General features: G+C 48.3%; 19 protein-coding genes and 2 tRNA genes. 9 read left to right on the forward strand and 12 right to left on the reverse strand.

Annotated elements, in window-relative coordinates:
- Positions 1–134: 134 nt before the first annotated feature.
- Positions 135–1,055, forward strand: coding sequence for a hypothetical protein (locus tag ACXAGX_RS01125; protein WP_474822110.1), 921 nt, complete (start codon positions 135–137; stop codon positions 1,053–1,055).
- 58 nt (positions 1,056–1,113) lie between these two features.
- Here ACXAGX_RS01125 and ilvN read toward each other — a convergent pair whose 3' ends face one another.
- The 8 genes from ilvN to orn all read right to left on the reverse strand — a co-directional run bounded on the left by ilvN (position 1,114) and on the right by orn (position 6,584).
- Positions 1,114–1,611, reverse strand: coding sequence for an acetolactate synthase small subunit (ilvN, locus tag ACXAGX_RS01130; protein ID WP_070126557.1), 498 nt, complete (start codon positions 1,609–1,611; stop codon positions 1,114–1,116).
- The gene (locus tag ACXAGX_RS01135; RefSeq protein ID WP_474822113.1) at positions 1,611–3,329 is read right to left on the reverse strand and encodes an acetolactate synthase 3 large subunit; all 1,719 of its coding nucleotides are present in this window, start codon (positions 3,327–3,329) and stop codon (positions 1,611–1,613) included. The genes ilvN and ACXAGX_RS01135 overlap by 1 nt, the downstream gene beginning before the upstream one ends.
- 221 nt (positions 3,330–3,550) lie before the next feature.
- A complete protein-coding gene (locus ACXAGX_RS01140; protein WP_474822117.1) occupies positions 3,551–3,925 on the reverse strand; it encodes a MaoP family protein in 375 nt (124 codons plus the stop codon).
- A gap of 175 nt (positions 3,926–4,100) precedes the next feature.
- Positions 4,101–4,589: a DUF4442 domain-containing protein gene (locus tag ACXAGX_RS01145; RefSeq protein ID WP_474822121.1), complete on the reverse strand. Its 489-nt coding sequence runs from the start codon at positions 4,587–4,589 to the stop codon at positions 4,101–4,103.
- A 100-nt stretch (positions 4,590–4,689) separates the two neighbouring features.
- Positions 4,690–5,208 carry a PepSY domain-containing protein gene (locus tag ACXAGX_RS01150; RefSeq protein WP_474822125.1) on the reverse strand — a complete coding sequence of 173 codons (519 nt, stop codon included), beginning with the start codon at positions 5,206–5,208 and terminating at the stop codon, positions 4,690–4,692.
- A 412-nt stretch (positions 5,209–5,620) separates the two neighbouring features.
- Positions 5,621–5,696, reverse strand: a tRNA-Gly gene (locus ACXAGX_RS01155).
- 29 nt (positions 5,697–5,725) lie between these two features.
- Positions 5,726–5,801, reverse strand: a tRNA-Gly gene (locus ACXAGX_RS01160).
- A 237-nt stretch (positions 5,802–6,038) separates the two neighbouring features.
- Complete coding sequence (gene orn, locus ACXAGX_RS01165) at positions 6,039–6,584, reverse strand: oligoribonuclease (protein WP_474822129.1); 546 nt, start codon at positions 6,582–6,584, stop codon at positions 6,039–6,041.
- Positions 6,585–6,667: 83 nt separating this feature from the next.
- On the opposite strand from orn, the gene rsgA reads away from it, so the two are divergent.
- The 4 genes from rsgA to ACXAGX_RS01185 all read left to right on the forward strand — a co-directional run bounded on the left by rsgA (position 6,668) and on the right by ACXAGX_RS01185 (position 10,412).
- Positions 6,668–7,702 carry a small ribosomal subunit biogenesis GTPase RsgA gene (gene rsgA, locus ACXAGX_RS01170; RefSeq protein ID WP_474836036.1) on the forward strand — a complete coding sequence of 345 codons (1,035 nt, stop codon included), beginning with the start codon at positions 6,668–6,670 and terminating at the stop codon, positions 7,700–7,702.
- 278 nt (positions 7,703–7,980) lie between these two features.
- Positions 7,981–8,847: an archaetidylserine decarboxylase gene (gene asd / locus ACXAGX_RS01175; protein ID WP_474836038.1), complete on the forward strand. Its 867-nt coding sequence runs from the start codon at positions 7,981–7,983 to the stop codon at positions 8,845–8,847.
- Positions 8,848–8,849: 2 nt separating this feature from the next.
- Entirely contained in the window at positions 8,850–9,722 is an 873-nt protein-coding gene (locus tag ACXAGX_RS01180; RefSeq protein WP_474822141.1) for a DMT family transporter, read from the forward strand.
- Entirely contained in the window at positions 9,723–10,412 is a 690-nt protein-coding gene (locus ACXAGX_RS01185) for a glycerophosphodiester phosphodiesterase (RefSeq protein WP_474822144.1), read from the forward strand.
- A 12-nt stretch (positions 10,413–10,424) separates the two neighbouring features.
- Here the strand turns inward: ACXAGX_RS01185 and ACXAGX_RS01190 are convergent, their stop codons facing one another.
- From ACXAGX_RS01190 to ACXAGX_RS01200, 3 genes are all read right to left on the reverse strand, one after another.
- Positions 10,425–10,850 (reverse strand): MerC domain-containing protein, encoded by a 426-nt coding sequence (locus ACXAGX_RS01190; RefSeq protein ID WP_474822146.1) that lies wholly within the window; start codon positions 10,848–10,850, stop codon positions 10,425–10,427.
- Between the two features lie 78 nt (positions 10,851–10,928).
- Positions 10,929–11,639 (reverse strand): divergent polysaccharide deacetylase family protein, encoded by a 711-nt coding sequence (locus tag ACXAGX_RS01195; RefSeq protein ID WP_474822148.1) that lies wholly within the window; start codon positions 11,637–11,639, stop codon positions 10,929–10,931.
- A 421-nt stretch (positions 11,640–12,060) separates the two neighbouring features.
- Complete coding sequence (locus tag ACXAGX_RS01200; protein ID WP_474822472.1) at positions 12,061–13,149, reverse strand: murein hydrolase activator EnvC family protein; 1,089 nt, start codon at positions 13,147–13,149, stop codon at positions 12,061–12,063.
- A 279-nt stretch (positions 13,150–13,428) separates the two neighbouring features.
- On the opposite strand from ACXAGX_RS01200, the gene ACXAGX_RS01205 reads away from it, so the two are divergent.
- From ACXAGX_RS01205 to gpsA, 4 genes are read left to right on the forward strand one after another with little or no spacing between them, the layout of a single operon-like run.
- Positions 13,429–13,854, forward strand: coding sequence for a rhodanese-like domain-containing protein (locus ACXAGX_RS01205; RefSeq protein WP_070126546.1), 426 nt, complete (start codon positions 13,429–13,431; stop codon positions 13,852–13,854).
- A gap of 24 nt (positions 13,855–13,878) precedes the next feature.
- A complete protein-coding gene (gene grxC / locus ACXAGX_RS01210; RefSeq protein WP_474822150.1) occupies positions 13,879–14,136 on the forward strand; it encodes a glutaredoxin 3 in 258 nt (85 codons plus the stop codon).
- 47 nt (positions 14,137–14,183) lie between these two features.
- Positions 14,184–14,693, forward strand: a complete 510-nt coding sequence (gene secB / locus ACXAGX_RS01215) for a protein-export chaperone SecB (protein WP_474822154.1) — start codon at positions 14,184–14,186, stop codon at positions 14,691–14,693.
- Between the two features lie 7 nt (positions 14,694–14,700).
- Positions 14,701–15,702: an NAD(P)H-dependent glycerol-3-phosphate dehydrogenase gene (gpsA, locus tag ACXAGX_RS01220; protein WP_474822476.1), complete on the forward strand. Its 1,002-nt coding sequence runs from the start codon at positions 14,701–14,703 to the stop codon at positions 15,700–15,702.
- 65 nt (positions 15,703–15,767) lie between these two features.
- Here gpsA and ACXAGX_RS01225 read toward each other — a convergent pair whose 3' ends face one another.
- Positions 15,768–17,141 carry a TolC family protein gene (locus tag ACXAGX_RS01225; RefSeq protein WP_474836040.1) on the reverse strand — a complete coding sequence of 458 codons (1,374 nt, stop codon included), beginning with the start codon at positions 17,139–17,141 and terminating at the stop codon, positions 15,768–15,770.

The following is a 17,141-nucleotide window of genomic DNA, read 5'->3' on the forward strand; positions in this document are numbered from 1 at the left end:
TTTTTATACCTACAGCAAACAAATTAATCCCTCACAAAGCTTTGACGGCAAGCACTTTTCGCTTCATGCTTAAATTACAGGGATAGCAACAGAGACAATTTATGTCGTGTTTAGTTCTGCTTGTAGGAACTGCAATGGCAAGTGTGAGTGCCACTGATGTTGAGCGGCCCGACACAGCATCAACCACTCAGGCTGACGTACAAGACGAGCAATTATGGATAGACGACTGGCAACAAAAGCTCACGTCTTCAATGGATTATACCGCCGGACAGCTCGACAGCTTCTTCGCACTTGAAGGTAACGACGCGTACAAAGATGCCAGAGCATCTGGCAGGGTCAGTCTTGGCTGGGAACCGCGCTCCAGGCAGCTTGACGATATGGAGTTACGTTTTCGCGTACGGGTAAAACTACCGGCATTACAGGATCGGGTAGACCTGGTTCTCAGTGATAACGAAGATACCGATAACGAAACCACCATCAGAGCAGCCCGCGACCCGATTCAGCGGAATCGCGACAATACCACTATCGCCTTACGCTACCGCACCAGTGACAATTCCAGAATCTCATACCGTCTTGGTACTGGCAGACGAGGGCAAATTTATGCCAAGGCCCGTTATCAAGACGTGGCACCCATCAATGACAATTTGGGTCTGTTTTACGATGCAGAAACCTATTACTACAACCGTGACCAACTTGGTGCTGAGATAGGCGCAACCTTTCAGTACTTAAGCGATGAAGACCACGTTTTTCGTTTCAACAACCGCTATTACTATCGTGACGAACATCACGAATGGCTGTGGCGCCATGAATTCCAGTACTTACAACCGCTCACCACACAATCTGCCGCCATTTACACCTTGTTCACTGAAGGTATGAAAAGACCTGACGACGAACTTAAAGAAGTGTACGCCAGCTTTAAATACCGTACTAACCCAACACGGGATTGGCTTTTCTATGAAATCGAGCCCTTTGTGTTGTGGCTCAGAGATGAAGATTTTAAACCGTCATGGGGACTGGCTATGCGTGTTGAAGTGTATTACGGGCGCGGCACCTAAACACCAGGCACAAAAAACCGGCTTGAGAAAGCCGGTTTTCATCTGCTGTGAAGCGGGTTTATGGTCTTAACGCACGCTCACCACGAGCCAGACCACATACGCCAGTACGTGAAGATTCGATGATCTCTGCACATTCCGCCATGGTTGAAGCAAATGCATCTAACTTGTCGGAGGTACCGGTCAGTTCAATGGTGTAATTACTGCCGTTCACATCAATAATGCTGCCACGGAAGATGTCGCTGGTGCGCTTTACTTCTGCACGGATGGCATCGGTGCGGGTAGCGACTTTAATCAGCATCAGTTCACGCTCAACATGAGCGCCGTCGGTTAAATCGACAACTTTAAGCACATCAATAAGCTTGTTTACCTGCTTAGTAATTTGCTCAATAACTTTATCATCACCATGAGTCATGATAGTCAGACGTGACAGGCTTGGGTCATCAGTAGGCGCTACGCACAGCGAATCTACGTTGTAACCACGTTGAGAGAAAACACCCACGATACGTGACAGTGCGCCCGGCGCGTTTTCCATAAGTACAGATATAATTCTTTTCATTAGGTTCGCTCCGTTTTGCTCAGGCGCATGTCGTCCATTGCTCCGAATTTAACCTGCATCGGATAGACGTGCTCGTTCTGGTCTACTGCAATGTCCATGAATACCAGTCTGTCGGTATAGCTGAAACATTTTTCCATCGCGGCGTCGAGTTCATCGAGGCGATCCACTTTAATGCCCACGTGACCGTAAGCTTCTGCCAACTTCACGAAGTCCGGCATTGAATCCATATAAGAATGTGAGTGGCGACCTTTATAAATCATGTCCTGCCACTGACGAACCATGCCCAGTGCGCGGTTGTTCAGTGAAATAATCTTAACTGGCAGGTTGTACTGCAAACAGGTGGCGAGCTCCTGAATATTCATCTGAATACTACCGTCGCCGGTAACACAAACAGACACGGCATCAGGATGCGCAAACTGTACGCCCATAGCAGCAGGTAAACCAAAGCCCATGGTGCCCAGGCCACCAGAGTTGATCCACTGGCGAGGCTTTTTGTACGGATAGTACAGCGCAGCAAACATCTGGTGTTGACCAACGTCAGAGCTCACATAAGCATCACCATTGGTGTGCTTATACAGCGCTTCAATAACCTTCTGCGGTTTGATTACCGTATCGCCCTGCTCGAACTTCAGACATTCGCGCTTGCGCCACTGAGTAATTTGCTGCCACCAGTCGCTAAGCTTTTCTTTCTGACCAGAGAAATCTTTTTCAGCCAGTTGCTCAAGGATTTGATCTAACACTTTATCTATGCTGCCAACCACCGGAATGTGCGCATTCACGGTTTTAGAAATCGACGCAGGGTCGATATCAACGTGAATAATTTCAGCGTGAGGACAGAACTTAGAAACGTTGTTTGTTACGCGGTCGTCAAAACGCGCACCCAGCGCAATAATGCAGTCTGAGTTGTGCATAGTTTTGTTGGCTTCCAGCGTACCGTGCATGCCCAGCATACCCACGAATTGTTCGTGTGTGCCTGGCATCGCGCCCAGACCCATTAAGGTACAGGTTACCGGTGCATTCAGCTTTTCAGCCAGTTCAATTACTTTACCAGACGCGTCACAGGCAACTGCACCGCCGCCTACATACATCACTGGACGCTCAGCTTTCAGCATCGACGCGACAGCTTTCTTAATTTGCTTCATATGACCCTTTTCGGTTGGGTTATATGAACGCATTGCAACGGATTCAGGGAAAACATAGGGATGTGATTCCTGAACGTTAACGATATCTTTTGGTAAATCCACTACAACCGGACCCGGACGGCCAGAGTTAGCGATGTAGTAAGCCTTAGCGATGGCTTCAGGGATATCTACGGCGCGTTTAACCAAAAAACTGTGCTTAACAATTGGGCGCGAGCAACCCACCATGTCAGTTTCCTGGAAGGCGTCTTCACCAATCAGTGAAGATGGCACCTGGCCAGATAACACAACCATCGGAATAGAATCCATGTAGGCTGTGGCAATACCGGTAATGGTATTCGTTGCACCTGGACCTGAAGTGACGAGGACTGTGCCGGTTTTGCCAGTTGAACGTGCATAACCATCCGCCATGTGGGCGGCCGCCTGTTCGTGACGTACGAGGACATGCTTGACACTATCCTGCGCAAACAGCGCATCATAAATGTCGAGTACGGCACCACCGGGGTAACCGAATACATGTGTGACTCCCACATCTTTTAGCGCTTCAACCACCATGGCAGCGCCTGACATCATTTTCACAGTCAAATCTCCTGTTTTATTGGATTTGTGTCTCGAAACCTTTCTTAAATTGTGTGCGGATTATACCGTAGCGCGGACTATAACGAAGGAGTTAGAAAGATTAAACAAAAAAATCGACAAAAGTGAGATATATATCCCAATATATAGAATAAATAGGATGAATATCCGCAAATAGGTTAAATTGCGGCCAAATATAGGATATTAAGCCGCATTTTTAGTACTTAATCGTCATCGATGACAATGTCGTCGTCATTCGACGAATTATTATCATCATCCGAATCAACCAAAGCGAGTTTCTTGGAGCCATAAATAGAAGCGGCTTTTGGACGGTTAATTCGTTTCTGATATTTCAGCCAGACTTTCTCTTCTGAAGATTCTGGCTCTACCTGACCATGCGCCACTGCAATATAACGTATATCCTGATCGGTTTCCGGCGCAATTTTGCCATCAACCAGTGCGGCGATCACACTACCACTTTCGGACAGAATTTTCGCTTCTTTTATCGAAAAATCCCCCGAGCGCGCAAAACCATACGGATAATTTCTTTTGTCCATAAATGGCTTCTTCACCAGACTTTCACGAGATTCGTTGGTCATAATAAAACCTGTTTGAAAATATGCTTAACGATGTCGACAACCTGCCTTTCAGCGGGTGTGAAAAACTACAATAAAAAATGCGTGAACACGCTACACAAGAAATAGATTTTATAGCCCCAGATGTCAAACAAAAAAAGCGGCAAAAGCCGCTTTTAGCAATATCTTCATTTAACTGTCATTTTTTGTGTGGGATCCAGGCCCAACACATCTCGCAAATCACCGGTTCGATGCCATTTTCGTCAGTCACTTTAACCGCAACCATCACCTCCCCCTTCTCTTGCGAGTGCATGAGTGCAATTTGTTCATCAGTTAGCATCGCTTCAGCCTGCATATCACCTTGCGCTCGCTTCACATATTGGAGGTTCATCGATTTGATTAGCGGCAGCTTATCACCGGGTAAGTTAACGCCAACAATAAAACCCGTTGCCGATTCGGCTAGCAATGCCATGGCTGCCGCATGAACACTTCCAATATGGTTTTGGACTTTTTTGCGATTTTTAACGTGAAAGGTGACCGATTTGAGATCAGAGCCAAGAATGTCGAGCTTCGCCGTGCCGGCCAATTTAACTTTGTGGCGGAACATGGTGGTCATTAGCCAACGACTAACGCCAGCAGGAAAGCGGTTGGCTTTTAAAGCAAATTCACGGAGGGCATTTTTTCTCATAGTTCTGACTTCACGATCTGGTTAGACCAGTAAGACTACATGAAGTCAGAACAAAATCAAGTCATCCGACCAGACGAAACCTGTTCAGAGAAATTGCCGATTAGGAGCCAAAAATAACAACCAGCAATGCAACCACTGCCCCAACACCCGCAATTTTAAGCCCTTCTTTAAACACAGGCACTTTTGGCAGAAACATCAGAAACGCCGACACAACAAAGAACAACAGACCTAATCCAAAGAAAATGTTGAGTAAAAACAGCGGACTATTAGTGGTGGCTTTGTGCAATTTCACTAGCTTGCTAAGCACCAACGGATAATCTTTCTTAGTGACTTCGGCGTTACCGGTTTGCTTATCGTAATAACCTCCCGGAAATTCAATACGATCTGCAGTCTCAGCAGCGACGCGGAAGCGCTTCATTCGCAACTGCTGACCCAGCGCATCACCGTTCAGGCCCGGAGCCAACTGATGCTGCTCGGTTTGTTCATATTTGAGGAAATCTGTAGTGCGGAATATCAACAGTACGCCACTGACGGCGTAAATAAACATGATGCCTGCCAGGAAAAATCCTAACCAACGGTGATATTTGCGAAATGCGTTATGAAACTTCATCGATGCCATAGTGTTATTCTCTCAAAGGGTCAGCTGCAATGCTGCCTTCGTTATTATTGTGAGTTCGCCTGACTGGTCTTGGCCAGCGCTTATCAACGTGTAACGACATAAAAAAAGGACCTGACAGGTCCCGGTGATACGCGCTACTTTATTTATATTAATCTAATTGCATGTCTGAACCCAGCACAAATATGCGATATACAGACTGGTGATAACAACAAAAACATGCCAATAGCGTAAAAGCCATCTGGTAAATGCAGTGTAGACTTCGATGAAATTTTAAGAGGTATTACAAAAGAGAGATTGGAGCGGGAAACGAGATTCGAACTCGCGACCCCGACCTTGGCAATCACTTCGTGACGAGGTACGTGCTCTACCAACTGAGCTAATTTATTCTGATATTGAATTATCTGGAAGAAATTGGAGCGGGAAACGAGATTCGAACTCGCGACCCCGACCTTGGCAAGGTCGTGCTCTACCAACTGAGCTATTCCCGCGTAAAGATTGGTACGACTGAGGGAGAATTTGGAGCGGGAAACGAGATTCGAACTCGCGACCCCGACCTTGGCAAGGTCGTGCTCTACCAACTGAGCTATTCCCGCGTACATATGCAGTCTAACTTAAGAGGTAGTTAGTACTCAATCTCGACTTGCCAGAAATTGGCAATCACTTCGTGACGAGGTACGTGCTCTACCAACTGAGCTATTCACGCATAACAAATTTTCAGTCAACTTCCGGTAAGAGGCTGTGCCCTTCTCGAAAGTGGTGCGCATTTTACAAAAATATTGGCAATGCGCAACACCTATTTTGAATTTTTTTGCAGAAAGTGGATTGTTTGCTTAAATAGCAAACACCTTTTCCCGATAGTACTGCAATTCCGCGATAGACTCACGAATATCGTCGAGTGCCAAATGCACGCCTTTTTTAGTAAATCCGTCGAGTAGTTCTGGCTGCCAGCGTTTTACCAGTTCTTTAATTGTGCTCACGTCGATGCTGCGATAATGGAAGTACTCTTCCAGCTCCGGCATATACTTCACCATAAAGCGGCGATCCTGACCAATGGTGTTGCCGCATAAGGGCGATTTACCCGCATCAACGTACTCATTCAAGAAAGCAATAGTCTGGCGAGCAGCTTCTGCTTCACCCACAGAACTGGCGCGGCAGCGTTCGGTTAAACCACTGTTACCGTGAACACGTGTGCACCACTCATCCATACCATCTAAGATCGCATCTGGTTGATGAACAGCGATAACCGGACCTTCAGCCAGAACGTTTAATTGCGCGTCGGTTACAATAGTGGCAATTTCCAGCACTTTACAGGTTTCCGGGTCGAGTCCTGTCATCTCCATATCAATCCACACCAGATTGGTATCGCTTTTTGTCATTCTAGTTTCCTCGTCTTTAACATGGCACAGCGGCCAGACACACGGTATCATTGGCCAAGTATACGTTAACTTTGCAGGAAATCGTGGCAAAAAAACCGAAACTGACACAACGGCAGAAGCGACAGGTTGCAGCCAACCGCGCCCGCCGTCTAAATGATAAGGGCGGCAATCAGAAAAACGCGATTGATGCCAGTAAACTGATCCCCGGCCGGGTTGTTGGTCGCTTTGGTAAGCATGCCGATGTTGAAGATCAACAAGGTAATGTTTCCCGCTGCCATATCCGCCGTACCATCGAATCCGTGGTATGCGGTGATGACGTGCTGTTTGACGCCGGTGACGATAACGACAGCGGTGTTAGCGGCGTTATCGAAATTGTACAGGACCGTCGTTCCGTACTCACACGTCCCGATTATTATGATGGCGTGAAACCCATTGCTGCGAATATTGATCAGATCATTGTAGTCAGTGCGGTAAAACCAGAACTGTCGACGAACATCATCGACCGCTACTTGGTGGCCTGTGAAGAAATTGGCATTCCGCCGATCCTTATCCTGAACAAAATCGAATTGCTCAGTGATGAAGAATTTGAAAGTGTGAAAACCCAACTCGCGGTTTACGAAGAACTTGGCTACTCGCTGATTTATACCAGTTGTAAGCGCAGTGATGGACTTAATGACCTGAAAGCCTGCCTGAACGACAAAGTCAGCGTGTTTGTAGGTCAGTCCGGTGTAGGTAAGTCGAGCATCATTAACCAAGTATTGCCTGATGCCGATGAACTGGTTGGCGAAATCTCCGATAATTCTGGCTTAGGTCAGCACACCACCACGGCTGCGAAACTATTGCACTTCCCTGAAGGTGGCGACCTCATCGACTCGCCTGGAGTGCGGGAATTCAGCCTCTGGCACATGCCGGTTGAACAAATCACCTGGGGTTTCGTGGAATTCCGCGACTACCTGGGCGGCTGTAAATTCCGTGACTGCAAACACATGAACGATCCCGGCTGCCTTATCCGTGAAGCCGTGGAAGAAGGCAAAATCAGCACCGCCCGCTTCGGCAGCTATCATCGAATCCTCGCCACCATGGATGAACAGCGCCCCAGCTATACCAATCCGTTCTGATGCAGGGTTGGAAACGGGAAGCCCGCGGATAGGGGACGGTGCTGCCTGAGTGAACCGTCTGCCGCAGGGATGCGGCAGCCGAGGCCCCATGGATGGGTTTACGCCGTGTTCGCGAAGGCAGCACCGTCCTCTGTCCAGAAGGGCTTTCCGTTTCAAATCCTTTGCCGCTTATATCAAACACTGATGGTCAATAACGGGAAAGTGCATCCACTTGTTAACAACCTGGTGTACAATCCCACGCGACAGAAACTAGATAACTATTATTTTTCGGAGTGCCCGTGCTGGACTGGTTCAAGGTTAACCTACAATATATTTTGCCCAAGCATCTTTTATCCCGCCTGGTTGGCAAGTTTGCCGCAGCTGAGGCCGGTGGCGTTACAACGGCGTTTATCAAATTCTTCATCAAGAAATATAACGTTGATATGAGCGAGGCGCTGTACCCGCATCCTGAGCACTATAAAACCTTCAACGAATTCTTTACCCGTCAGTTGAAGCCGGAAGTTCGTACCATTGCTGAAGGCGATGACGTTATCATTCAAGCCGTAGACGGCGCAGTGAGTCAATTTGGCGATATCCGTCAAGACAGCATTTTTCAGGCAAAGGGTCACGACTACAGCCTGACTACCTTGCTCGGCGGAAAACCTGAACTGGCTAAGCAGTTCAAAAACGGTAAGTTCGCCACCATCTATCTTTCACCAAAAGATTACCACCGTATTCACATGCCTGTTGAAGGCACGCTTACCGATATGTTGTACGTACCCGGTGAATTGTTCTCAGTAAACCCACTGACAGCAGAAAATGTTCCCGGTCTGTTCGCCCGCAACGAACGTGTGGTTGCTTTATTTGATACGCCAGTGGGTAAGATGGCTATGGTGCTTGTGGGTGCAACCATTGTTGCCAGCATAGAAACCGTGTGGTCTGGTACCGTAACACCGCCTACAGGTCAAAACGTGCAGCACTGGCAGTACGACGATGAAGCTGCCGTTACACTGGCGAAAGGCGACGAAATGGGTCGTTTTAAATTAGGCTCAACCATCGTGGTGTGTTTCGAAAAAGACGCCATCGATTTTGAAGATATGGAGCCGGGTATGACTACCCGACTTGGTGAAGTATTTGGTTACGCGAAGGCAGGCAAATCCGCTTAAGCATGGATCCTGTCAAGCGAAGTCTGATAACGCTTCATATTACCGTTATCCTGTTGGGAGGCACCGGCCTCTTTTCAAACATCATTCCGCTGAGCGCTACCGATATTACTTTCGGGCGCTCGGTTTTCGCCTGTATCAGCCTTGCTCTGTTCATGCGCTTCGCTGGCGAAACCTTTGCGCTGAATAATAATAAAGACTACGGCATCGCACTGCTGCTGGGCGTATTGATGGCCGTGCATTGGGTGACTTATTTTGCCGCCATGCAGTATGCCGGTGTTGCCGTAGGCATGATTGCGCTATTTACTTTCCCGGTGATTACCGTACTTATCGAACCGTTTTTCGAGAAAATCCGCCTGGTATGGCAGGACTTTTTCAGTGCAATTACGGTCTTCATTGGCGTAGCACTGCTGGTTCCAGAAATCTCGCTGGAAAACGACACCACCTTGGGCGTGGCTATTGGAATTTTCTCTGCAGTGCTCTATGCCTTGCGCAATCTGATTCACCGCCAGCATTTCTCTCATTATTCGGGCGCTAAAGCCATGTCCTGGCAAATACTGGTGGTCATCGCCTGCTTACTTCCGGTAATCAGTGATGGCCTGCCAGAGGCCTCCGGTAGCACCTGGCTAATGCTGATGATACTTGGTTCTATGTTCACCGCGGTGCCTCACGCACTGGTCGCCAACGCACTTATTCACCTGCGGGCAAAAACCTTTTCACTCATCGCCTGCATGCAACCAATGTATGGTGTTGTGCTGGCTATGCTAATCTTAGACGAATCTCCAGGCATCAAAGCACTGATTGGCGGCATTCTGGTTACGTCGGCCTCTGTTTACGAAACCATGAACGCCAGTAAGCTGCACAAACAGGAAGACTAAATGTTAGTACTCGCACATCGCGGGGCCAGCAAAGCAGCACCAGAAAATACCCTTGCCGCATTTCGTCTGGGGTTTGAAATGGGTGCTCATGGCCTGGAATTCGACACCTATCAGGTGGATGGTGAAATTGTGGTTATTCACGATCGCTGGCTTAACCGCACCACCAATGGCTCCGGCCGGGTGGTGGACCAAACGCTAAGCTATTTACGCTCATTGAATGCAGGGAACGGCGAGCCTATTCCGTTGCTGGTTGAAGCACTTCAGTGCCTACCTGAATCCACGTTATGTAATGTGGAAATTAAAGGCATGACAAATCCCGAAAGCTGGCTTGCACGCCTGCTGAAATGTTGTGACATCGCCCAGATAAGTCCCGACAGCCTGCTGATTTCATCATTTAATCACCGCTGGTTACTTAGCCTGAAGCAACTTCGCCCTACCCTCAAATTAGGTGCTCTCACCGCCAACATTGAATTAAACAGCTTGCGTTTTGCCAGTGAGCTCGCGCCGTGGTCGGTGAACTACGCCCTTGATACTATTGAAGAAACGGAAGTGAAGCGCGCCCATGAAGCGGGCTATAAAGTGCTGGTTTACACTGTGGATAACCCTGAGGATATGCTGTTATTGCAATCTTGGGGCGTCGATGGGATTTTTACCAACAAGCCAGACTTGGCATTGGTAACATTAAAGTAAATAGCGGTTTGGCTACTTAGCCATGTGCTGAGACAGCACCGTATTTCGACAGCAACGACACTGACGACATAAACGCATGTTGATCCAGTGCCCCGCCACAATTAACGCAGCACCCACGGTTATCGTCAGTGGTTCAAAATCATGACCAAACATGTCTTTAAACCAATAAATAACGCCGCCACAGAACAGTAAGCCAAGCGGATAGTATTGACCGTGATAGCGAACAGCACCGTTTATCAGCGCCACAGCGCCAATTAGCATTGAGATGGTAAGAATGGTTCGCTCAAACCAGATCTGCGCGAAGATCGATGAACTTATAAGCGGAATTAAAGGCAGCAGCAGAGGTAGCGCTAGACAATGCAACGCACACAGGCTCGAGATCCAAATCCCAAGCCTGTCTAATTTTGTCGGGTTGTCGTTAACCTGAATTCGGGACATGTCGCCACTCGCCATCAAAAGGGACGTTATAATATAACAACCATGGCAAAATGCAAAACACCAATCCCGAATTTAAGATTAATTCGGCGCGACCAATGTGGCTTCCGTCGATGTTTCGGCTGCTTGCTGGGCCATCATCGTCGGTTCAGCGGGTTCGAATAGCGAACTGACTGTCGCCAACTCAATGCCCATTTCTCGCAATTCCGGTAACCGTCGCTGCAGAATCTCCATTGTCACCTTATGAGGATGACCAATGGCAACCGCTACGCCCTGCTCTCGAGCCAGCAACAACATGCGATCAAATTCCTTTTCGATGGCCTCATGTTGAATCACGTGATCAAGGAACACATGCCGCCTGGCCACAGGAATTCCCGCGTGCAATGCCGCTTCTTCCGCCACGGTTTTTACCGACGTGCGACTATCGACGAAGAACAAATCCCGGTTTTTAAGAATATCCATGAATGCGCGCATAGGGTTGAACATACTGGTCAACCGACTGCCCATATGGTTATTCACACCAATGGCATAAGGCACACTTTGCAGCGCCTTATCAAACAACACTTCCATCTGGTTTTCGTACATACCCACACGTAATCCGTCGACGCCCATGTCTTGGCCGTCAAAAGATTCCATTGGCATGTGTAACATAATATCCCGCCCCTGGGCATGAGCCAGTTCGGACATTTCAGTTGTCAGGGGAGCATCAGGTAGAATCGAGAACGTCACTTCTCTGGGGAGCTTAAGCGCCCTGTGATCAGAGTAGCGATGACCGATATCGTCTATGATCAAGACGATTTTTGGTTGGACACTAGCAGCCGCGACTGGAAGACAGAAGAGTGTAAACAGCACACCCCAAAACAACGCAAACCAATCACAAAACTGACGGTCAGTTCTTTTGAGAAAACAAATTTTTAGCAAGCGCACGCCTATTATAATTTTATAACCCGGGTAATCAGAATCACCGGTTGACAGCAATGGGCTTGTGGCTCACGTTTATTATTTTCAGACCGTGAATCTCACCTGCGCAATGCCTGGCGGCGGCACTAATTACTTCAGGTTTGGTTACCCGACTTCCATTTGGGCTGTATTAGTATTTATATCCATACATAACGAGCATAACAGCGATTTTATAAATTTGAAATTTCTGAAGCGATTTTTTTGCTATTTTTTGAACATTTTTTTATTGAAGAACAAATGACTAGGCCTGGAACTACAAATCCAACCAGCCTGCAGGACTTAAGGCTTTGCCTTTATGACGGATTTCAAAATAGAGGTTGGGGTAATTCTGTCCGCCACTCTGACCTACCAGAGCAATGGTTTCGCCATCGGCCACCCGATCACCGGCTTGTTTCAGAAGCGCCTGATTGTGGCCGTAAACACTCATATAACCTTTGCCGTGGTCGATAACAGTAACCAACCCAAACCCGCGCAACCAATCTGAATAGAGTACCCGGCCGTGGGACACGGCACGAACAGAACTGCCTTCGGCGCCTTCGATGATAATGCCTTTCCAGCGTACCTGCCCCTGACGACGAGAACCAAATAAATTACGCACCCGTCCAGATGCAGGTTTCAGTAGCTTGCCTTTAAACCCAGACAAACCTGCCAGTTCAGATTTTGCAGATTCAGCGCGGCGACGAGCATCTTCGATAGCGCGTACCAGGGCTTCCTCGTTCTGACGCAACTCATCGACTTTTGCAGCATCGGAAGCAATCTTCTTATTGAGCTTTGCGAGTGTTTGGGCGCGATCGTCTTGTCGCGCTACCAACACATTTTGTTGGGCTTTTTGTTCATCAAGCAATTTCGCCAGGGTGCTGGCCTTTTCTTCCAGTTGTTGATTTACCTTTATTAACCGCGCCACGTTTTCACGAAAACCATCAATCTCTTTGGCTCTGGCTTTACTCAGGTACTGATAATAGGTAAGCACACGTTCGAAGCTGCTGGCTTCGTCTTGGTAGAACAGCATTTTTGCGTAATCGTAGTTGCCTGCCATAAATGCACTTCGTAATTGGCTAGCAAGCATGGACTGTTGTTGCAGTATGGCTTTTCTAAGCTCGCCCTGCTCTGCTTCCAGATTGGCCTGTTGACGGCGATTATCTGCCAGTTGGGTGGTCGTATTATTCAGCGCCTTCGCCGTTGCGGCAATTTCAAGCTCTGACTTTTTTAGCGCATCACGCAGCTCATCGGCATCGGCTTTGTTGGCGGCTAGCGTTGCCTGACGGGCTTTCAATTCAGCCTGTAGCTCTGCCAGTTTTGCCTGCTGCTCCTGGGCCACTGCTGACAAACTGAAAAGTGCCATAAGTAGGGTGGCTACCTGCAACAACAAACGCAGCCGCCGGCGCGAACTCGGGGCGGTTTCAGCAAAAAGCAGACTAGGTTTTAGGGCGTTCAGACTCATTCTCACTTCAGGCCAATGGCGACATACTACAAACTCAAAGGCCATACTATATCAACAAGATAGAGGATTCATCTATCCCGATGCAATGGATGTCGCCGATGCAGGCTGGTTTCTACGTGTTTTTTCTATATACTTTGCAGTCGATTTTTAGTCTTCCATGTAACAAAAGGGTACGCTTAAATGGAACAGCTCGTAGAATTTGCCGGTAATAATATGCTGTTAGCCGGTGCGTGGGTCGTTATTGTCGCCATGTTGATTCTTAGTTATATCACCACTTTTACTTCTTCGGTTAAAGAGGTAAACACCCACGAAATGACTTTGCTGGTTAACAAGGAAGACGCGGTGATCTTCGATACCCGTCCGCAAAAAGAGTTCAAGGCTGGACACATTGTCGGCGCTCGCCAAATTAAACCGGAAGAAGTCCGCGCGAAAGATTTTAAAAAGCTTGAAAACGTGAAAGACAAACCCATTATTGTTGTATGTGCAATGGGCAACAGCGCCAGAGGTATTGCTGCGGCAATGGCTAAAGAAGGCTTTTCAAACGTAAAAGTGCTTCAGGGCGGTATGAATTCATGGACGTCTGCCGGCCTGCCTGTTAGCAAATAAACCGGCAAGACACAGGAGTTAACTGTGAGCAAGGTAGAAATTTACACAAAAGGGCATTGCCCTTATTGTCATCGCGCCAAAGCTTTACTGGCGCACAAAGGCGTGGAGTTCGAGGAAATTGCCATTGATGTGCAGCCTAAACTACGCGACGTAATGATCGAACGAGCAAATGGCGGCTGGACCGTACCACAAATCTTTATCAACGATACCCACGTGGGTGGATGTGATGATTTGTTTGCTCTGGAATCGCAACAAAAACTCGATGCGCTTCTTGCGCAATAATTAATAACTCGTTTCAACAAGAACGTAATAAGCATTCAGGAATTATCATGGCTGAAGAAAATCAGAACACAAACGGCGCAGAGGCAGGCCAGCAAGCCCCGGGTCCTCAATTAAACATCCAGCGTATCTACACAAAAGATATCTCTTTTGAGTCGCCAAATGCACCGGCAATCTTCCAGAAGGAATGGAAGCCTGAAGTTAAACTTGATATCGACACCTCAACCAACGTTGTGGGTGAAAACGCATTTGAAGTTGTACTGTCAGTAACGGTTACTGCGTCTATGGGCGAAGAAACTGCGTTCCTGTGTGAAGTGCAACAAGCAGGTATCTTCGTACTGGGCGCCGAACTGCCAGACCAAGCTAAAGCACCTATGCTGGGTTCTTACTGCCCTAACCTACTGTTCCCTTATGCTCGTGAAGCAATTTCAAACATGGTTAACCGTGGTACATTCCCTCCACTTAACCTGGCTCCGGTTAATTTTGACGCTATCTTCGCTGCTTACATGCAGAAACGTGCACAGCAGGCGCAAGAAGGCGGTCAGCAGCTAGACGCATAAGTCAGTGATGAACTCAGGTTCGGTAACTGTATTGGGGGCGGGGTCTTACGGCACCGCCCTCGCTTTTTGTTTAGCCCGTAATGGCAACCCAACGCTGTTGTGGGGACGAGACAAATCGCACATGGATGCATTGGCAAACGATCGGGAAAATGCCCGTTATCTGCCAGGCGCCACATTTCCCGATGCGCTCACCGTTGAGTCTGATCTGGAAACGGCTGTTGCAGCCAGTCGCGATATTCTTATCGTGGTACCCAGTCACGCTTTTAAGGCCCTGCTGGAAACCTTAAAGCCTATTTTACAGTCACAGCACCGTATTATCTGGGCCACCAAAGGTTTGGAACCCGGTTCAGGCAGACTACTACGTGACGTAGCTCTCGATGTGTTAGGCGAACAATATCCGCTAGCCGTGCTGTCAGGACCGACTTTTGCCAAAGAAATGGCTGCTGGCTTACCTACGGCTATTTCTCTGTCTTCGACCTGCGAAACGCTGGTTGATGATTTTGCCCGTAAACTCCATTGCGCCCGGTCGTTTCGTGTTTATAAAAACCCTGACTTCATCGGTGTGCAATTGGGTGGTGCGGTTAAAAACGTCATTGCTATCGGTGCTGGCCTGGCAGATGGTTTAGGTTTTGGTGCCAATGCCCGTACGGCGTTGATAACCCGTGGTCTGGCCGAGTTAACCCGGCTTGGGGTAAAAGTGGGCGCGCAACCTGAAACCTTCATGGGAATGGCGGGCCTTGGCGACTTGGTGCTTACCTGTACCGACAATCAGTCACGTAATCGCCGGTTTGGTTTGGCTTTAGGTCAGGGTAAAGACGTTGAAACGGCAATGACTGAAATTGGTCAGGTGGTAGAAGGCTACCGCAATACCGAAGAAGTGCATGCGTTGGCGAAAAAATACGAGGTAGAAATGCCCATCTGCGAGCAAATCTACGCCGTGCTTTATCATGGTAAATCGCCGAAAGAAGCGGCCTTTGCGTTGCTGGGAAGAGATTTAAAAAGCGAGTAATGACTCGCTTTTTTATCTCTTGTATCTGCCTTTTGCTTACTACAAGAAAGTAACTGCAAGTGACACTATGGGCGATTGGTAAGCTGAGGGCGTCCGCCTGCTTCTAAGTACACCGTTGATGCAGCTGCAAGGGATTGCTGATAGCTGGTGATCACAGTCAGTTGAGCCGAGAACCAACTACGCTGAGCACTCAGTAGATTCAGAAAATCAGTATCACCCGCTTTGTAGCGAATTTCCGCCAGCTTGTATAATCGCTCGTTATTTTCCAACGATATCAAATCGAGTTCATACGCAGCCTTTTGATACGTAAAGTTATCCAGCGCATCCAGCAACGACTGAGAAGCAGTGATGGTCGTAGCTCTGAAGTTATTCCAGGCCAGCTCGCGGTCGGTCGCCGCAATCTTTTTGCCCGCTTCAATTCTACCGCCATCGAATAATGTGGCCGCACTGCTCAGCGCCGCACCTACACTCCAGCCAGAAGCCAAATCGAGCAAATCATTCACCGACAAATCAGCACTAAAACTGAGCCCGGGTAACCCCTGAATGCCGGCCTGATACACGGCAATATCTGCTTGCTGCAACGTTACATCAGCAATTTGTACATCAGGGCGTTGCTTTAACACACTGGCGGGCTGATATAGACTGATTTCCGGCACTGCCATCGCCAGAATTGACTCTTCACTATTCACAGGTGTGAGTACCGCATCACCCAGTAATACAGCAATGGTCCGACGGCTCAGTGTCGCCTGATTGTTGAGTCGAAGTAGTTCGCCACGTGCAGTGAGCAGAGTATTCTGTTGCTGACTCACCTCAATACCCGATGCATCACCTTCTTCAAAGCGAATACGCACTAATTCATAGAGCTGGTCTGCCGCCTCGTAGTTCTTACGTGCAATTACCAAACGCTGCTGTAATGACAATAGGTTGAAGTACTCACTGGCTAAAAGGCCCTGAACCTGCAGAGCCGCGCTCCGTTGGGTAAAACGCTGACTATCAATGCCCAACGAGAGCCCTAACTGTGTTGCTTCACGACTTCCCCACACATCGAAGGTATAGCTCAGCCCCACGTTTCCTGAAGAACTACTAGAGGTATTTCCATCATCAAAGTCCTTGCCGGACCGCCCGCTAATACCTGCACTCACATCGGGAATATTATCGGCACGACTTTGTTCGAGGAGTAAAACCGCCCGGTCCACCCGCATACGGGCTTCTTCCAGGCTCAGGTTGTCAGCCATCAGCCGCGTCATGAGTTCATTTAACGGCGTAGAGCCGAACACCGTCCACCAGTCCTGCTCAACCGCAACCTGGCTATCCTCATCGGTGTAAAATTCGAAAATGTCCGGTGTTTGAATGTGCTCACGATAAGCCTGCTCGTTTGGTGAGTAAGCACAGCCCGAAAGCATAGCGGCCACTAGCAAGCCGACAGATTTATTGTTCAT

Source organism: Alteromonas sp. ABV4_515 (assembly GCF_056160345.1).